Origin of the sequence: Flavobacterium tegetincola DSM 22377 (assembly GCF_000425485.1) — a bacterium.
GTDB lineage: Bacteria > Bacteroidota > Bacteroidia > Flavobacteriales > Flavobacteriaceae > Flavobacterium > Flavobacterium tegetincola.
Window position 1 is genome coordinate 300,180 of sequence record NZ_KE384384.1, and the last position, 15,177, is coordinate 315,356.

A 15,177-nucleotide genomic window follows, 5' to 3' on the forward strand; every position below is an offset into this window, starting at 1 on the left:
CGGTATGCAAAAGTTTTCAACTTCACTTCAATTAATGGGTAACAGGTTCACCATCACAGTGGTGAGTAGCGATCCTGATTTTGCGGAAACGCAGATTCAAATTGCCATAACAGAAATCCAACGCATTGAAGCGCTTTTTACCACTTATAATTCTAATAGTCAGACTGCATTGATCAATGAAAATGCTGGAATTCAGCCTGTAAAAGTAGACCGAGAAGTTTTTGATTTGATACATAGGAGTTTGCACATTTCTAAGATTACGCAAGGTGCATTTGATATTTCTTACGGGAGTATTGATAAAAGTCTTTGGAATTTTGACAAAACCATGACGACACTTCCGAGTACAGAAGAAGCCTTAAAAATGGTTCATTTGATCGATTACACGAACATCATTTTGAACTCTGAAAACCAAACTGTTTTTCTAAAAGAAAAAGGAATGCGCATCGGATTTGGTGGTATTGGAAAAGGATATGCTGCTGAAATGGCAAAAAAACTGTTACTAAATAACGGCGTCCAAAATGGTATTATCAATGCGAGTGGCGACTTGACCGCCTGGGGATTTCAACCCAACGGAAAACCGTGGACTATAGGAATTGCCAATCCCAACCTTCCTGAAAATGCTTTTTCTTATTTGGAAATTTCCAATAAAGCCATTGCTACTTCTGGGAATTATGAAAAATTTGTCACCATCAAAGGTAAAAAATATTCGCACACTATTGACCCAAAAACGGGGTTACCGATTACAGGAATTAAAAGCGTAACGGTCATTAGCAACAATGCTGAATTTGCCGATGCAATGGCCACACCAATTGCTGTTATGGGAATTGAAAACGGCTTGTATTTAGTGGACCAACTGCCCGACTTATACTGCATCATCATTGACGATTTTAATACCATTTACACTTCAAAAAACATTCACCTCTCATGAAAAACATTTTAAAAAATAGCGTCATCGGAGTATCCTTATTTCTTTTAGGACTCACCTTTACCTCTTGCGAAGCGGTCAAACCGTATCAAAAAAGTAAAATTAACGATTCGGAAATGATCTTGTCCAACCGAAAAATACAGAAAACAGAGAATAGTTTTCAAACCTACCGCGAAGGTGCTTCTGGAGCAAATGGCGGAAAAACAGGTGGTGGATGTGGTTGCAATTAATTTGAAACAGAAAAGATGAAACGAATACTTATTACTGGATTGGCGCTCCTTGGATTACTCCAACTTTCCGCTCAAGTTACCCCTAAAGATTCCTCTGCTTACAAAAGTACGAAGTTGAAAGTAGATGAAATCAATTTGGTTTCGAGTTATTATCGACAAGACGGAAATAATTCTTCTGTGACTGGCGGAATTGGAACTGAAAAATTAACGGATATTTCCAACACGCTTGACGTTCGGTTGATTAAATACGATAAAGCGGGAATTAAGCACAATTGGGATTTGGAAGTCGGCATTGATCATTACAGTTCCGCTTCTTCTGACATGATTGATTTGCAAGCCAATTCGTCCGCATCGTCCGCTGATAATCGCTTTTATCCGTCTGTGACTTATGCGCGTGAAAATGAAGCAAAAGGTCAAACCTTATCTTTTGGATTGTCCTCCTCTTTGGAGTACGACTACCAGTCTTTTGGCGGCACGATTGGGTTTGCCAAACAAACTAAAAATAGAAACGGAGAATTTACTGCAAAATTCCAGACGTATCTAGATCAAGTGAAACTGATTTTGCCCACTGAATTGCGCTCCAGTTCGGACTCAAATGGCACGGAAGGTCGAAACACATTTGCAGGTTCTTTAGGTTATTCACAAATCATCAATAAGAATTTCCAAGTTCAATTCATGGTTGATTTGGTGCAACAAAATGGCTATTTAAGTTTGCCCTTCCACCGCGTATATTTTACAGACGGAACGGTGCATCAAGAAAATTTGCCTGACAGCCGTTTTAAGATTCCGGTTTCCGTACGAGGGAGTTATTTCTTGGGAGATAACGTGATTGTAAGAGGTTATTACCGCTACTATTCGGACAATTGGGATTTGACCGCACATACTTTTGATCTAGAAGTACCCGTTAAAATCTCTCCTTTTATGTCGATCAGTCCGTTCTATCGTTACTACAGTCAGCAAGGTACCACCTATTTTAAAGGTTACGAAGAGCACACTGCCGCTTCTGAATTTTATACCAGCAATTATGACTTGTCTACATTCAACAGTCACTTTTTCGGTGCGGGAATTAAATTCACACCCTTAAACGGCGTTTTCGGAGTCAAACACCTCAACACGTTAGAAGTACGCTACGGTCATTATGATCGAAGTACGAATTTAAATTCTAATATTATTAGTGTGAATTTGAAGTATAGGTAGGTTGGAGGTTATAGGTTATGGGTTATAGGTTATAGGTTATGGGTTGTGGGTTGTAGGTTATGGATTATGGGTTGTGGGTTATGGGTTATAGGTTATGGGTTATGGGTTGTAAGTTTTAGGTTGTGGGTTGTGGGTTGTGGGTTATGGGTTATAGGTTATAGGTTATAGGTTATAGGTTATGGGTTATGGGTTATGGGTTGTAGGTTTATGGTAATGTCTGCCGATGGGGAGGAAGTTGGGAGATTGGAGGTTATAGGTTGTAGATTATGCGTTTATGTTTATAGGTTGTTGGTTGTGGTTCATGGGTTGTAGGTTATGTGTTTATGGTAATGTCTGCCGATGAAAAAAAGTTTAAAGTTTAAAGTTTAAAGTTTTAGATTGTTCGTGAAAGTTTAAACGAGTCAAAGATCTTTTCCGCTTTACTTTCTATCTCTTTACCCTTCTGTCTTTCTATCTCTCTGTCTCTCCAACTGCTGCTCAGTCATAAAAAAGGTTAAAGCGCAGGCTTTTATAAAATGAATTATATATCTTTGCTTTATGCAAAAAATGTTTCGCACATATCTTATTATGTTGACATTAGGCCTGTTTTTACTGCCTAATGCGATGTTTGCGCGTGGAACTCAAACAGAAATGAAATGTTGTTCGAAATCGGTTTCGTCTGAAACCACTCCTAAAAAGTGTTGCAAAGACAAATCTTCTCAAAAAGAACACAAAGGAGGTTGCGAAGGAAAATGTGGCAATTCCACGTGCACTACAGCATCTGTGATTTCTGTTATTGCTTTTTTAGACGCTAGTACGTCTAACACTAATTCTTTTGATTTTTCAACTGAAAAACAATTATTTTACGATTCTAAAACCTTTATTTCTGCTGGTTTTTCATCATTATGGCTTATTCCTAAAATAGGCTAATTCAATTCTTGACAGCATAAATTGCGTCCATTTTTCAGCGATTGCTGTTTCTTTTAATCAACGTACCATCAATTATTTGCCCGTTTTCACTTGCACAATAATTCCATTTCGTTGTTTTTTACTCAACATTTATTATCAAAAATCGCATTCAGAAAATCTCTTATCTGTTTGCAAAAAATACCTATTATGAAAAATTCAATTTCAAATATAGCTGTGGCAGTCGTACTGTTGCTGTCTATCACACCTAGCTTTGCACAAATTAAAAATGCCAAAACCGAAACGGTGAAAATTTACGGCAATTGTGGCATGTGCGAAACCAACATCGAAAAAGCTGGAAATCTAAAAAAAGTGGCTTCAGTAGATTGGAACAAAGACACTAAAATGGCAACGCTTACTTACGATGCCACCAAAACAAATCAAGATGAAATCCTGAAACGCATTGCACTTGCCGGATACGACAGCACTGCATTTCTAGCTCCTGACGACGTGTATGCCAATTTACACGGCTGCTGCCAATACGATCGCGATGCGAATATTCCTGTGGAGGAAGATGCAAATCATCCCGTAAACACTTCCGCATCTGACGTTACTGTAGAAGTCACTGCCGAAAATTGGGTTGTATTAGGACCAATGGAAGCCGTTTTTGAAACTTATTTTGAGTTAAAAAACACATTAGTAGCTTCGGATTCCAAATTAGCTTCGGCGAAAGCCAAACAATTATTGAATGTCATTAATGTGGTTAAAATGGAAACATTGGAAAGTAATGTTCACATCGTTTGGATGAAAGTCATGAGCAATCTAAAATCAGATACTGATGCAATTGCTAAAGCAAATGACATTGCAAAACAGCGCAATTACTTCATCACACTTTCTGAAAATATGTACCAATTGATGGCCATTTCAAAAATGGAAACTCCTATTTATGTTCAGCATTGTCCAATGGCAAATGACGGAAAAGGCGCCAACTGGTTGAGTAAAGAAAGTGCGGTAAAAAATCCATACTACGGTTCGATGATGTTGAGTTGCGGTAAAACGGTAGAAACGATTGAATAATTAAATCGATTATTCAGAATTAAAATTAGCAGGTAAAAATAACCTCATCACATATAAAAAGAAATAAAAATGAAAACATTCAATCCTAAATACAGTGTATTAGTACTCTTAATGGCTTTAATTTCAATATCAAGTCAAGCACAAATTGCTAAAGCAGAAATTCAAGCAACGGGATTAACGTGTTCCATGTGTTCCAATGCGATCAACAAACAGTTGAAATCACTAGCTGAAGTTGAAAATGTTGAAATTGATTTGAACAGCAACACTTTTACAGTTACTTTAAAAGCAAACAACAATGTGAATCCCGACTTTTTTAAAGAAAATGTTGAAAAAGCAGGATTCTTTATTGGTTCACTGGTCTTAACTGTAGAGCCAAAAACGATTGCTCAAAAACCATACGTGGTGCTTGATGGTAAAACAAAATCAGCGAGACCTATTGAAGTGCAGGTTTTAGACAAAGGTTATGTGACCGACAAAACGTTCAAAAAATTGTCGAAGTCGTATAAAAATAGTACGACATACAACACCAGTAATGAAGCTGATTTCCATGTAAAAATCACTGACTGATGAAGCACTTTTTAATAGCAATCAGTTTCTTGTTTTTCCAAAAAAGCATCGGTCAGGAATTGTTTCTGATGACCGATCCCGCAAGTAATGTTCCTGCCAATTCTGTTGGCGTGAATGTGCTACAGTCGGCTTTCGAAAGAACTATAAATTCAGAATATATCTACAGTATGATGCCCGAAGTCACTTATGGCCTTAATAGGAATTTGATGTTTCGCGCTACTGCCTTCTTAAGTAATCGGGACAAAGGTTTACAGGCAGAAGGCGGTAGTTTTATGGCTAAATATCGCTTTTACTCGGAAGACGATTTGAACAGTCACTTTCGGATGGCAGCTTTTGGTCGGTATAGTTTTAATAATGGGTCCATTCGTCAAGAACAACTTGAGATTATGGGACGCAATTCTGGTTTTGAAACGGGCCTTGTGGCTACAAAATTGATTAAAAAATTGGCGGTTAGTTCGACGGTTAGTTTTGAAAAAGTCTTTGATAACGAACCGAATCATACTTTTCCGCATCAACTCGGAGACCATGCTACAAATTACACGCTGTCATTTGGTCAACTGATTTACCCTAAAAAGTACACCAGTTTAAAACAAACTAACATCAATTTGATGCTCGAATTTGTAGGTCAAACCATTAATGAAAATGGAAAATCCTATATCGATGTTGTTCCTGTGGTTCAATTTATTTTCAACAGTCAAGCGCGTTTGGATGTGGCTTACCGAAAAGAATTGTTGAGCTCCATGGTTCGTTCTGCACCTGACGGCGTTTATCTGAATTTATATTACACTTTTTTTAATGTGAAAAAATAGAGCGTCTATCGTTTTACACAGTGAGAAGTTAGGATGCAAAAAAGCAAATACTAAATAGCACTTTTGACGTGCTAATAAATTACGAAAAAATGACACATACATATACAGTTAAGGGAATGACCTGTTCCGGTTGTGAAGCCAAAGTTCAAAAAGATTTATCTAAAGTTGAATTCGTCACTCATGTAGTCGTTTCCAAAGAAAAGCACGAGGCACTTATTACAATGGCTCAACATGTGGAACTAGAAACCTTGCAAAAAGCTTTAGGTGGAAAAGCGAGTACCTATCAAATTTCTTTACCAAATGCTGCGGAAACAAAGACAAAAATTTGTTGTTCCACAGAAAATAAAGACAATACATCTAGTAATTCAAAAAACAATATAGGGAGGGGAACTTACTACTGTCCAATGCATTGCGAAGGCGATAAAACCTATGATAAAGCAGGCGATTGCCCGGTTTGCGGAATGGACTTGGTCAAAGCGCCCACTTCGAATCAAGTGAGGCAATATACGTGTCCGATGCATCCCGAAATCGTCGAGAACGAACCTGGAAGTTGTCCGATTTGTGGAATGGATTTACTGCCGATGGAACCGGTGGATTCGGAAGAAAACAAAACCTATGCGACGCTTTGGCACAGAATGAAAGTTGCGATGTTGTTTAGTATACCAATCTTCATTATTTCGATGTCGGATATGATTCCCAATAATCCTTTGTATCAATTAATGGAATTGAAGTATTGGAATTGGGTTCAGTTCGCGTTTACGCTGCCTGTAGTATTTTATGCTTGTTGGATGTTTTTTGAAAGAGCCTATAAATCCATTGTGAATTGGAATTTGAATATGTTTACCTTAATTGGTATTGGAACGGGAGTTGCCTTTCTTTTTAGTATTGTAGGTATGTTGTTTCCCGACGTATTTCCACCTCAATTTCGAACTGAAAATGGAACAGTTCACTTGTATTTTGAAGCTACAGCTGTAGTGCTGACTTTGGTTTTATTAGGGCAATTGTTAGAAGCAAAAGCGCATAGTAGAACCAGTGGCGCTATTAAAGAGTTATTGAAATTGGCACCAAAAGAAGCTACTTTAGTTGTTGATGGTGTAGAAAAAATCATCTCAATTCACAGCATCAAAAAAGATGATATTTTACGAGTAAAACCGGGAGAGAAGATTCCTGTTGATGGAAAGATTACCGAAGGGACCAGTACGATTGATGAATCTATGATTACGGGAGAGCCGATACCCGTGGATAAGAACTCAAAAGATACAGTAAGTGCTGGAACAATTAACGGTACAAAATCATTTTTAATGGTTGCCGAAAAAGTAGGTTCTGATACTTTACTATCGCAAATTGTGCAGATGGTTAGCGATGCCAGTCGTTCTCGAGCACCTATTCAGAATCTGGTTGATAAAGTGGCCAAATTTTTTGTTCCTGTCGTGGTTTTAATTTCGGTTGTCACTTTTATAGTGTGGTGGCAGTTTGGTCCTGAACCGAAATTGGTTTACGGATTTGTCAATGCAATCGCGGTGTTGATTATCGCTTGCCCGTGTGCTTTAGGTTTGGCAACACCAATGTCCGTTATGGTTGGCGTTGGAAAAGGAGCAAAATTAGGCGTCTTGATTAAAAACGCTGAAGCCATCGAAAAAATGGACCGGATTGACGTTTTGATTACAGATAAGACAGGAACGATTACGGAAGGAAAACCATCTGTAGAAAAAATTGTGGTGAAAGATGGCGACGAAAACAACGTTTTGGGAAAAATAGCCTCGCTCAATCAAAGTAGCGAACATCCTTTGGCAACTGCCGTAGTTCGTTTTGCTAAAGCTAAAGATGTTGCATTTTCTAAAGTCGCCGACTTCAATTCCGTTACAGGAAAAGGTGTCCAAGGAAAAATTGATAACGAGCTCATTCTGCTTGGAAACAAAAGCTTAATGGAACAAGGAGGCGTTGCTGATTTTTCGGCGATTGAAAAGGAAGTTATTGCTGAACAGCAGTTGGGAAAAACGGTTTCTTACATTGCAATTGAAACGAAGGTTGTTGGATTTATAACCATTACCGATGCGATTAAGAAAACAAGTATTGACGCCATATCGGAATTAAAAAGACAGGGTATTGAAGTCATTATGATCACGGGTGACAATGAAAATACAGCTAAAGCAGTTGCCGCTGAATTAAACTTAACCGATTTCAAAGCGGGTTTTTTACCGCAAGACAAATTAGCTTATATTAAAAACTTACAATCGCAAGGGAAAATAGTTGCAATGGCTGGCGACGGCATAAACGATGCTCCTGCTTTGGCGCAAGCCGACATTGGAATTGCCATGGGAACGGGAACCGATGTAGCTATTGAAAGTGCCAAAATCACTTTGGTAAAAGGCGATTTACAAGGTATTGTAAAAGCAAAAAATTTAAGTCATGCTGTGATGAAAAATATCAAGCAAAACTTATTTTTCGCGTTTATCTACAATACCGTTGGAATACCAATTGCTGCTGGAATTTTATTTCCCTATTTTGGAATTTTGTTATCGCCTATGATTGCCGCTTTGGCAATGAGTTTCAGCTCCGTTTCCGTTATTGCAAATGCGTTGCGGTTAAGAACTATTAAAATTTAACCTAAAAAAACATATAATATGGAACATTCAGATTCACATAAAAAAAACAATCCTTACAGTACTTTCTTCTTGATGCTGGGATTATCATTTGTTGCAATGTACGTCACGATGTATTTTAATACCTATTCCATTGACCACGTTTATTTCAGCATGACCCGCTTTTATATGGTCTCATTGGGAATTTCAACAATGGCGGTAATTATGCTTTTGTTTATGTTGGGAATGTATAAAAACAAGAAGAAAAACACAGCGATTTTACTCGGAAGTCTTGTGTTATTTAGTTCCGCATTATTTCTTGTCCGCGCACAAAAACCAATTATTGGTGATGTTTTGTGGTTAAAAGGAATGATACCGCACCACTCGATTGCAATTTTAACAAGCGAAAGAGCTGACATCAGCGACGTTGCAGTTCGGAAATTAGCAGACGAAATAATTAAAGCTCAAAGAAAAGAAATAGAACAAATGAAAGCAATGATTAAAAGATTAGAAAATGAAAAATAAATTACTGATAGCATTTATAATCTTAATGGGATTTACTTCCGTAAATTATGCTCAAAAGGTGGTTCATTACGATTTGTACGTTCGTGATACTCTTGTCAATTATGCTGGAACAGAAAAAAGAGCGATTGCCGTCAACGGTCAAATTCCGATGCCGACTTTGACTTTTACAGAAGGTGACATTGCAGAAATTGTGGTTCATAATGAATTGAAAGAAGGTACGTCGATGCATTGGCACGGGCTTTATTTACCAAATGAATTTGATGGAGTGCCCTTCCTTACGCAGAATCCGATTGCACCAGGAGAAACATTTACGTATCGGTTTCCGATAATTCAAAGTGGAACACATTGGTACCATTCGCACTCTGGAATGCAAGAGCAAATTGGGATGTACGGATCCTTAATTTTGAAAAAGAAAGCAGACGATGCTACTTTTCGAATCGGAATTGATGACCTTCCACAAGTTCCGATTATTTTGAGTGAATGGACGAATTACAATCCTAAGAACGTCCACAGAATGTTGCATAATGCTTCCGATTGGTTTGCAATCAAAAAAGGAACCACGCAAAGTTATACGGAAGCGATTGGCAAAGGACATTTTAAAACTAAATTAACCAATGAGTGGAAACGAATGTTGGCAATGGATGTCAGCGATATTTATTATGATAAATTCTTAATCAACGGTAAAAACGAAAGTCAACTTTCTCAATTTAAAGCGGGCGATAAAGTGCGATTACGTATTGCCAATGCTGGCGCTTCCTCCTATTTCTGGTTGAACTTTGCCGGCGGAAAAATTACTGTTGTTGCGAATGATGGAAATGACGTGGAACCTGTTGAGGTGGATCGGTTGATCATTGGCGTTTCTGAAACGTATGATGTGGTGGTTACGATTCCCGCGGAACGTACTTCGTATGAATTTTTAGTCACTCCTGAAGACCGAACCAAATCGGCTTCGATTTATATTGGCGAAGGCATTAAACAACTTGTGAGCCCTATGCCAAAGTTGAATTACTTTGAAGGTATGAAAATGATGAATGGCATGATGAACATGGACGGAACGATGAACGGTATGGGAATGGATATGTCGTTTCAAAAAATGGATATGAATACGGTGATGTATCCAGAAATTTCAAATTCTTCAATGCATATGAAAGATGGAAAAATGCCACAAATGAATCATTCAAGTCATGCCATGAATTCTGCTCCTAAATCCGTTACAACAGTGAAAGAAGATAAGAAAAAAGAGGCTACAGATCATTCAAACCACACGATGAGTCCTATGCAATCTGATTTAATAACATTAAATTATTCAATGCTGAAATCGCCAACTGTAACAACGCTTCCAAAAAACGCTCCGGTCAAGGAATTGCGTTTTGAACTTACCGGAAACATGAACCGTTATGTTTGGAGTATGGACAATAAAGTGCTTTCTGAAGTGGATAAAATCTTGATTAAGAAAGGTGAAATCGTGCGGATTACTTTGTATAATAATTCGATGATGCGTCATCCGATGCATTTGCACGGTCATGATTTTCGAATTTTAAATGGACAAGGGGATTTTGCTCCACTGAAAAATGTGTTGGATATTATGCCTATGGAAACCGATGTGATCGAATTTGCAGCCAATGCAGATGGCGATTGGTTTTTTCATTGTCACATTTTATACCACATGATGGCGGGCATGAATCGCGTATTTAGTTATGAAGATTCAAAGCCCAATCCTTTTTTACCCAACAAAGAAAAAGCGTATCAAAAGCTACAAGCAGAAAGTAATCCGTTTCATTTTATGGTCGAAAATGATTTTGCTACCAACGGAAATGACGGTCAAGCAATGCTTCAAAACGCACGTTGGAGTTTTGGAACCGAATGGCGTTTGGGGTATCATGATGCTCATGGTTATGAATCTGAAACGCATATTGGACGATACATTGGCAGGAATCAGTGGTTTATGCCTTTTGTTGGATTTGACGTAAGGTACAGAAAGTTAGAAAATGGAGCTGTAGAAGAAAATGTATTTGGTCAAAAAAGCACGAAAGACAAACGGATTCAGGCCAGTTTGGGATTTGCTTACACGTTGCCGATGTTGGTTATTTTTCAAGCCGAAGCTTACCACGATGGAAATGTCAGATTGCAACTGATGCGGGAAGATATTCCTGTTTCTCCTCGTTTACGCATGTCTTTTATGGTGAATACCGATAAAGAATACATGGGTGGTTTTAAATATATTGTAGGAAAAAATATGGGTATTACGACACATTACGATAGCGATATGGGTATTGGATTTGGCGTGAATTTAAATTACTAAAACTCAAATAAATGGAAATGATGAAGGACTAGCTTTTAAAAGTTAGTCCTTTATTTTTTGATCTGTTGCCAGCTTTGGTCATTCTATTTCCAAGTCGGTCAGCAGTTTTTCTTAAAGTTCAAAAAGCGGTTACTACGAAGGTTTAATCATCAGCACTGCGACAGGAGTTCCTTTTAAAATCGGGTCCATTTATTACCGTTATAAACCATCACGCCTTTTAAGACCGTATCATAATACATTAAACCCGCCACTGGATTGTTAAAACGGAGGTTTCCATTGGCCAATTTGGGTAAGACTACCGCTCTGGTTTCTCCATGATCAGTTCCAAAGACAATAACGCCTTTTGCACTGGAACTTGTAGTACCGATAAATATTCGGTTGAGGTCTGTTCCTGATTGCACTCCACCGGTAGCTCCACCTGGAATTACAGCACTCCAATCTTCGGAGTTACCAAAATACCTAAAACTACCCGTAGATCCATCAAAAGCAATCGTGCCCGGACTTGCCTTCATTGTAGCTGCATTGAGTATTGGTGTAATTACAATTCCCCGAACTTCGGTTCCGAAATCTAGTATGGCGCTGCCGTCTACGGTGGTTTTACCTATTGCTATTCCGCCTTGTGCCAAAGCATTTAAGCAGCACATTATTAGAAAAGAAGTTGTAATTGTATTTTTCATGATTTCATCTTTAATCCTTTTGACTTATCGCACTTTAATTTTCAAAAGCCCTCCATCCTGCAGCAGTTCCAGTAGTATTCACTTTAAACGTATGGTCTGAAGTGTCGTAAATGATCATTCCTTCGACTGGATCACTAACGGACGACGCGCCATTTACTCTGGTTATAACTACACCTAAATTTACAGCACTAATAGTTAAATATGCAGCTGATGTAGCAGGAACAAGAATAGAACTTATAAATGAACTTATAATCTGAGTGCCTGACAAAGGTTGTGTCTCTGCGATATCTCGATAATCAAAATCTGCTCCATTGGCTGCATCGTGGTCTGTATCGAGCAACGTAAAACCAGTTGCATCATAGGCTCGACCATTGACATCCGTATAATCGTCGGCTGTTTCAGCATCAGCCATCAAGCCGTTTACGCCTGTGCTTCCTGCTGGAGGTGGATCAAAACTCTCCATTAAATCACTTATTCCATCGTTATCGCTGTCGGTATCCAAATAATCGGGTATGCCATCACCATCGCTGTCCACTGGTGTGATTATTTTGGCTATATAAGCAGAATTTACTCCATTATTATCAAGGTAAGTGGCCGGTGTGTCATTTGCTGGCGGAAGATAGTCTACCGTACTTTGAGCTTCAACATTGTCTGGAATCCCATCGTTGTCGGCATCTAAATCTAAGTGGTTGGGAATTCCATCACCATCCGTATCGATTTCAATTATGCCACCAGTCATTTCAACGCTGTCTAAAATGCCGTCATTGTCGCTGTCTAAATCTGAATGATCGGCAACGCCATCACCATCTGTATCTTGTACTGTTATTGCTTCTTGGACAAAAATAGTATAATCCTCTACTTCTCCAAAGAGTGCTATTCCGCACGGTGATGTTGCTGGACTTGAGGTTTCGCTTTCATAACGTATCCGCATCCGAACTGGGCCTATAAAAGCGGAAGGAGGAGGAATTATATTTACATTGTATTGCAAATTTTCTCCCGTTATCGAATTAAGTATCAATTCATCTGGATCATCAAAATCCAAATCATTGTTCCAATCTACCCAGACCCACAATTTTGCTCCATTAAAAACTCCGCCTACGTTAACCGTCAAAGGATAAGTCTGGCCCTTTATAAGACAGGTACTCTTGTACGAAAAATCACTAAAAGACTTCCAAACAGAGGGATTTGTCAGACCGTTCAGGTTGATATTTGTGATCGCAAGATTTAGCGTAGACGCATTACTACCCGATGCGGAACAATATTGTAACGTGTTCTCATCTCTGTACTTACTCACAATTTGTTTCATTGCCTTCAGGCTTCTTGCATTATCGGCACTAACTTGATTTCCAATTGTCTGGTCTTGATGCGTAAATAGTGGGCTAGAGAAAAAGGAAATTCTAACAGATCCTATTCCATCTGGCCAATACGTTCCACTTTCATAGGCCATTAAAGAACAATAATATTTATTGGCATTTCCCAGAAAACGCCAACCGGCACTCCACGTATTTTCAGGCCAGTTTGTCCATTGGGTTGGACCTTGCTGTGTATTTTGACCACTGGCGTGACTGGCGCCCATGTTATGACCCAGTTCATGAATAAACGTATCTGTATTTTCCAATTGTTGTACGCGCGTTAACGCAAAACCCAAATTATCTTGACCGTACTTTGTATTTAAAATATATCCTAAACCACCTGTGTCACTAATAAAAGAGAATAAGTGTACAAAATCAGCTGCATACGTATCTCTAAGCGCATGGACATTGTCCATGAAATTATCGGTTTTATTTCTAAATCGGTATAAATCAGTTGATGATCCACCATCTGCAACACTGGCTTTTTCGTACATTACTGCTTCAGAATGTGCCAATATAAAATCCATTCCTAGATTAGAATTGATCGAGGCATTATTAGCTCTGGTTATTGATTGTGCAATCAAATTATTCATTCCAGCTTGAGAACCTGCAAATGTTAAAGCTGCTGGAGTATACACGATCAGCACTTTAAATGTTACATTATCATCTTCCCCTAAACTGTTGCAACCTAATCCCGCGTTCAGTAATCGCTGTTCTGGAACCTTTTCTTTTGGAACACTCTTGTTTTTATTTGGAACTTTATCGTGCAGTGGTATTTTTTTATCTTCCATCAAATGTTCGTCCTGCTGCACTTTAAGTACTGCGTTCTTGCATTGCAATTCATCTAAATTGGATGTATCTAACTCGACTAAATAATACTCTTGCCTGTTTTTAGCACTATAAGTACCCAGTTTTCTATTCAGCTCTGGAATATCAATAGAAATTAAATATTCATCCTTGCCAACCGAAATAAAAGCTTGGGCAAATTGATACTCCTTAAACTTACAGATGTACGAAGTTACATTGTTTACATCCGTACTTTTGTACGTAACTATTCCTTCTTTGTCTTGGAAATTTTCAAAATTAAATAAGATTTTATCTCCCTTATTTATTTCGTTATTTCTAATTGACTTATTGAGGATAAACTGAGCAACCGTTAAATGAGCAGGAAGGTTTTGAATGGTTGACTTCTCTCCGACTGTTGCTTTTCTATTTTTAGAAACATTTAGTTGCATCTTGCTTTGGCTAAAGCCAAAATAACAGACCGATAAGAGAAGTATAATGCAGAAGTTTGCTTTCATTAGTATTAATTTTCAGAAAACAGACCTATCTGATTCAAGGTGACCTGTAATTACAGCGGCTCCAATTTTTAAAAAAAGTATTTAAAATGCAGGAAAAGCCACTACATTTCTGAAATGATATCTGTAAACAGAAGTAAGCCAATTACTACTTTGTGCTTATTATTTTCAGATGCAAATGGAGAAATTTGAGTCTTCCAAAAACATCTTTACGCTATCTCTTTAGAGGAAAAAAACACAAGCAATTGTACGAATTGAAGCCTTAAAAAGCGCCATCGCATTTACTTTACTAAATGGGTGGCGCTTTATAAATTATCAAATTGATTCTATTCCATTTTATAGGAACCTATTTTTATGCGTTTTCTTAATACTGATTTGTGCTCAACAACACTAACGTACACGCCACTTCTACTTTAATATTGTTCGATTTCAACAATTGGTAAAATTCAGGATTTTCTGTTCCAGGATTGAAAATGACACGTTTTGGTTCCAAGCTGATGATGTAATTGTAATAATCTCTTTGTCTCGTGGAGTTTAGATACAATGTTACGGTATCAATATTTGTAAACGGCACTTGTTTGGTCTGGATTTTTATACCGGCAACTTCTCCTACTCTTTGTCCAATGGCTACAACAGATTGGTCCTTACTTATCAGTTTAAGAATGGCCATATTGGAATATCGTTCTTTATTTTCGGAAGCTCCGAGAACTAGTGTTTTTTTATTTTTCATAATAGTTTTAATATTTATAAA

13 protein-coding genes are annotated in these 15,177 nt (G+C 38.0%); 10 read left to right on the forward strand and 3 right to left on the reverse strand.

Going from position 1 to position 15,177, the window contains the following annotated elements; genetic code table 11:
• Positions 1-4 precede the first annotated feature (4 nt).
• From H602_RS0112850 to H602_RS0112895, 10 genes are all read left to right on the forward strand, one after another.
• Positions 5-928, forward strand: coding sequence for an FAD:protein FMN transferase (locus H602_RS0112850; protein ID WP_026978364.1), 924 nt, complete (start codon positions 5-7; stop codon positions 926-928).
• Positions 925-1,155, forward strand: coding sequence for a DUF4266 domain-containing protein (locus H602_RS0112855; protein WP_026978365.1), 231 nt, complete (start codon positions 925-927; stop codon positions 1,153-1,155). Before H602_RS0112850 ends, H602_RS0112855 begins: the two co-directional genes overlap by 4 nt.
• Before the next feature lie 15 nt (positions 1,156-1,170).
• The gene (locus H602_RS0112860; RefSeq protein WP_026978366.1) at positions 1,171-2,352 is read left to right on the forward strand and encodes a DUF3570 domain-containing protein; all 1,182 of its coding nucleotides are present in this window, start codon (positions 1,171-1,173) and stop codon (positions 2,350-2,352) included.
• A gap of 567 nt (positions 2,353-2,919) precedes the next feature.
• Complete coding sequence (locus H602_RS0112865; protein WP_026978367.1) at positions 2,920-3,261, forward strand: hypothetical protein; 342 nt, start codon at positions 2,920-2,922, stop codon at positions 3,259-3,261.
• 186 nt (positions 3,262-3,447) lie between these two features.
• A complete protein-coding gene (locus tag H602_RS0112870; RefSeq protein WP_035759596.1) occupies positions 3,448-4,314 on the forward strand; it encodes a DUF3347 domain-containing protein in 867 nt (288 codons plus the stop codon).
• A gap of 69 nt (positions 4,315-4,383) precedes the next feature.
• Positions 4,384-4,881, forward strand: a complete 498-nt coding sequence (locus H602_RS0112875) for a heavy-metal-associated domain-containing protein (RefSeq protein WP_026978369.1) — start codon at positions 4,384-4,386, stop codon at positions 4,879-4,881.
• Entirely contained in the window at positions 4,881-5,690 is an 810-nt protein-coding gene (locus tag H602_RS0112880) for a hypothetical protein (RefSeq protein WP_026978370.1), read from the forward strand. The genes H602_RS0112875 and H602_RS0112880 overlap by 1 nt, the downstream gene beginning before the upstream one ends.
• An 89-nt stretch (positions 5,691-5,779) precedes the next feature.
• Positions 5,780-8,296 (forward strand): heavy metal translocating P-type ATPase, encoded by a 2,517-nt coding sequence (locus tag H602_RS0112885; RefSeq protein WP_026978371.1) that lies wholly within the window; start codon positions 5,780-5,782, stop codon positions 8,294-8,296.
• Between the two features lie 18 nt (positions 8,297-8,314).
• Positions 8,315-8,797 (forward strand): DUF305 domain-containing protein, encoded by a 483-nt coding sequence (locus H602_RS0112890; protein ID WP_026978372.1) that lies wholly within the window; start codon positions 8,315-8,317, stop codon positions 8,795-8,797.
• Positions 8,787-11,099 carry a multicopper oxidase domain-containing protein gene (locus tag H602_RS0112895; protein WP_026978373.1) on the forward strand — a complete coding sequence of 771 codons (2,313 nt, stop codon included), beginning with the start codon at positions 8,787-8,789 and terminating at the stop codon, positions 11,097-11,099. The genes H602_RS0112890 and H602_RS0112895 overlap by 11 nt, the downstream gene beginning before the upstream one ends.
• A gap of 173 nt (positions 11,100-11,272) precedes the next feature.
• Here the strand turns inward: H602_RS0112895 and H602_RS0112900 are convergent, their stop codons facing one another.
• From H602_RS0112900 to H602_RS0112910, 3 genes are all read right to left on the reverse strand, one after another.
• Complete coding sequence (locus H602_RS0112900; protein WP_157505059.1) at positions 11,273-11,776, reverse strand: hypothetical protein; 504 nt, start codon at positions 11,774-11,776, stop codon at positions 11,273-11,275.
• A gap of 34 nt (positions 11,777-11,810) precedes the next feature.
• A complete protein-coding gene (locus H602_RS0112905) occupies positions 11,811-14,429 on the reverse strand; it encodes a GEVED domain-containing protein (RefSeq protein ID WP_084404255.1) in 2,619 nt (872 codons plus the stop codon).
• Positions 14,430-14,790: 361 nt separating this feature from the next.
• On the reverse strand, positions 14,791-15,156 hold the full coding sequence (locus H602_RS0112910; protein WP_026978376.1) for a CoA-binding protein: 366 nt from the start codon (positions 15,154-15,156) through the stop codon (positions 14,791-14,793).
• Positions 15,157-15,177: the final 21 nt, after the last annotated feature.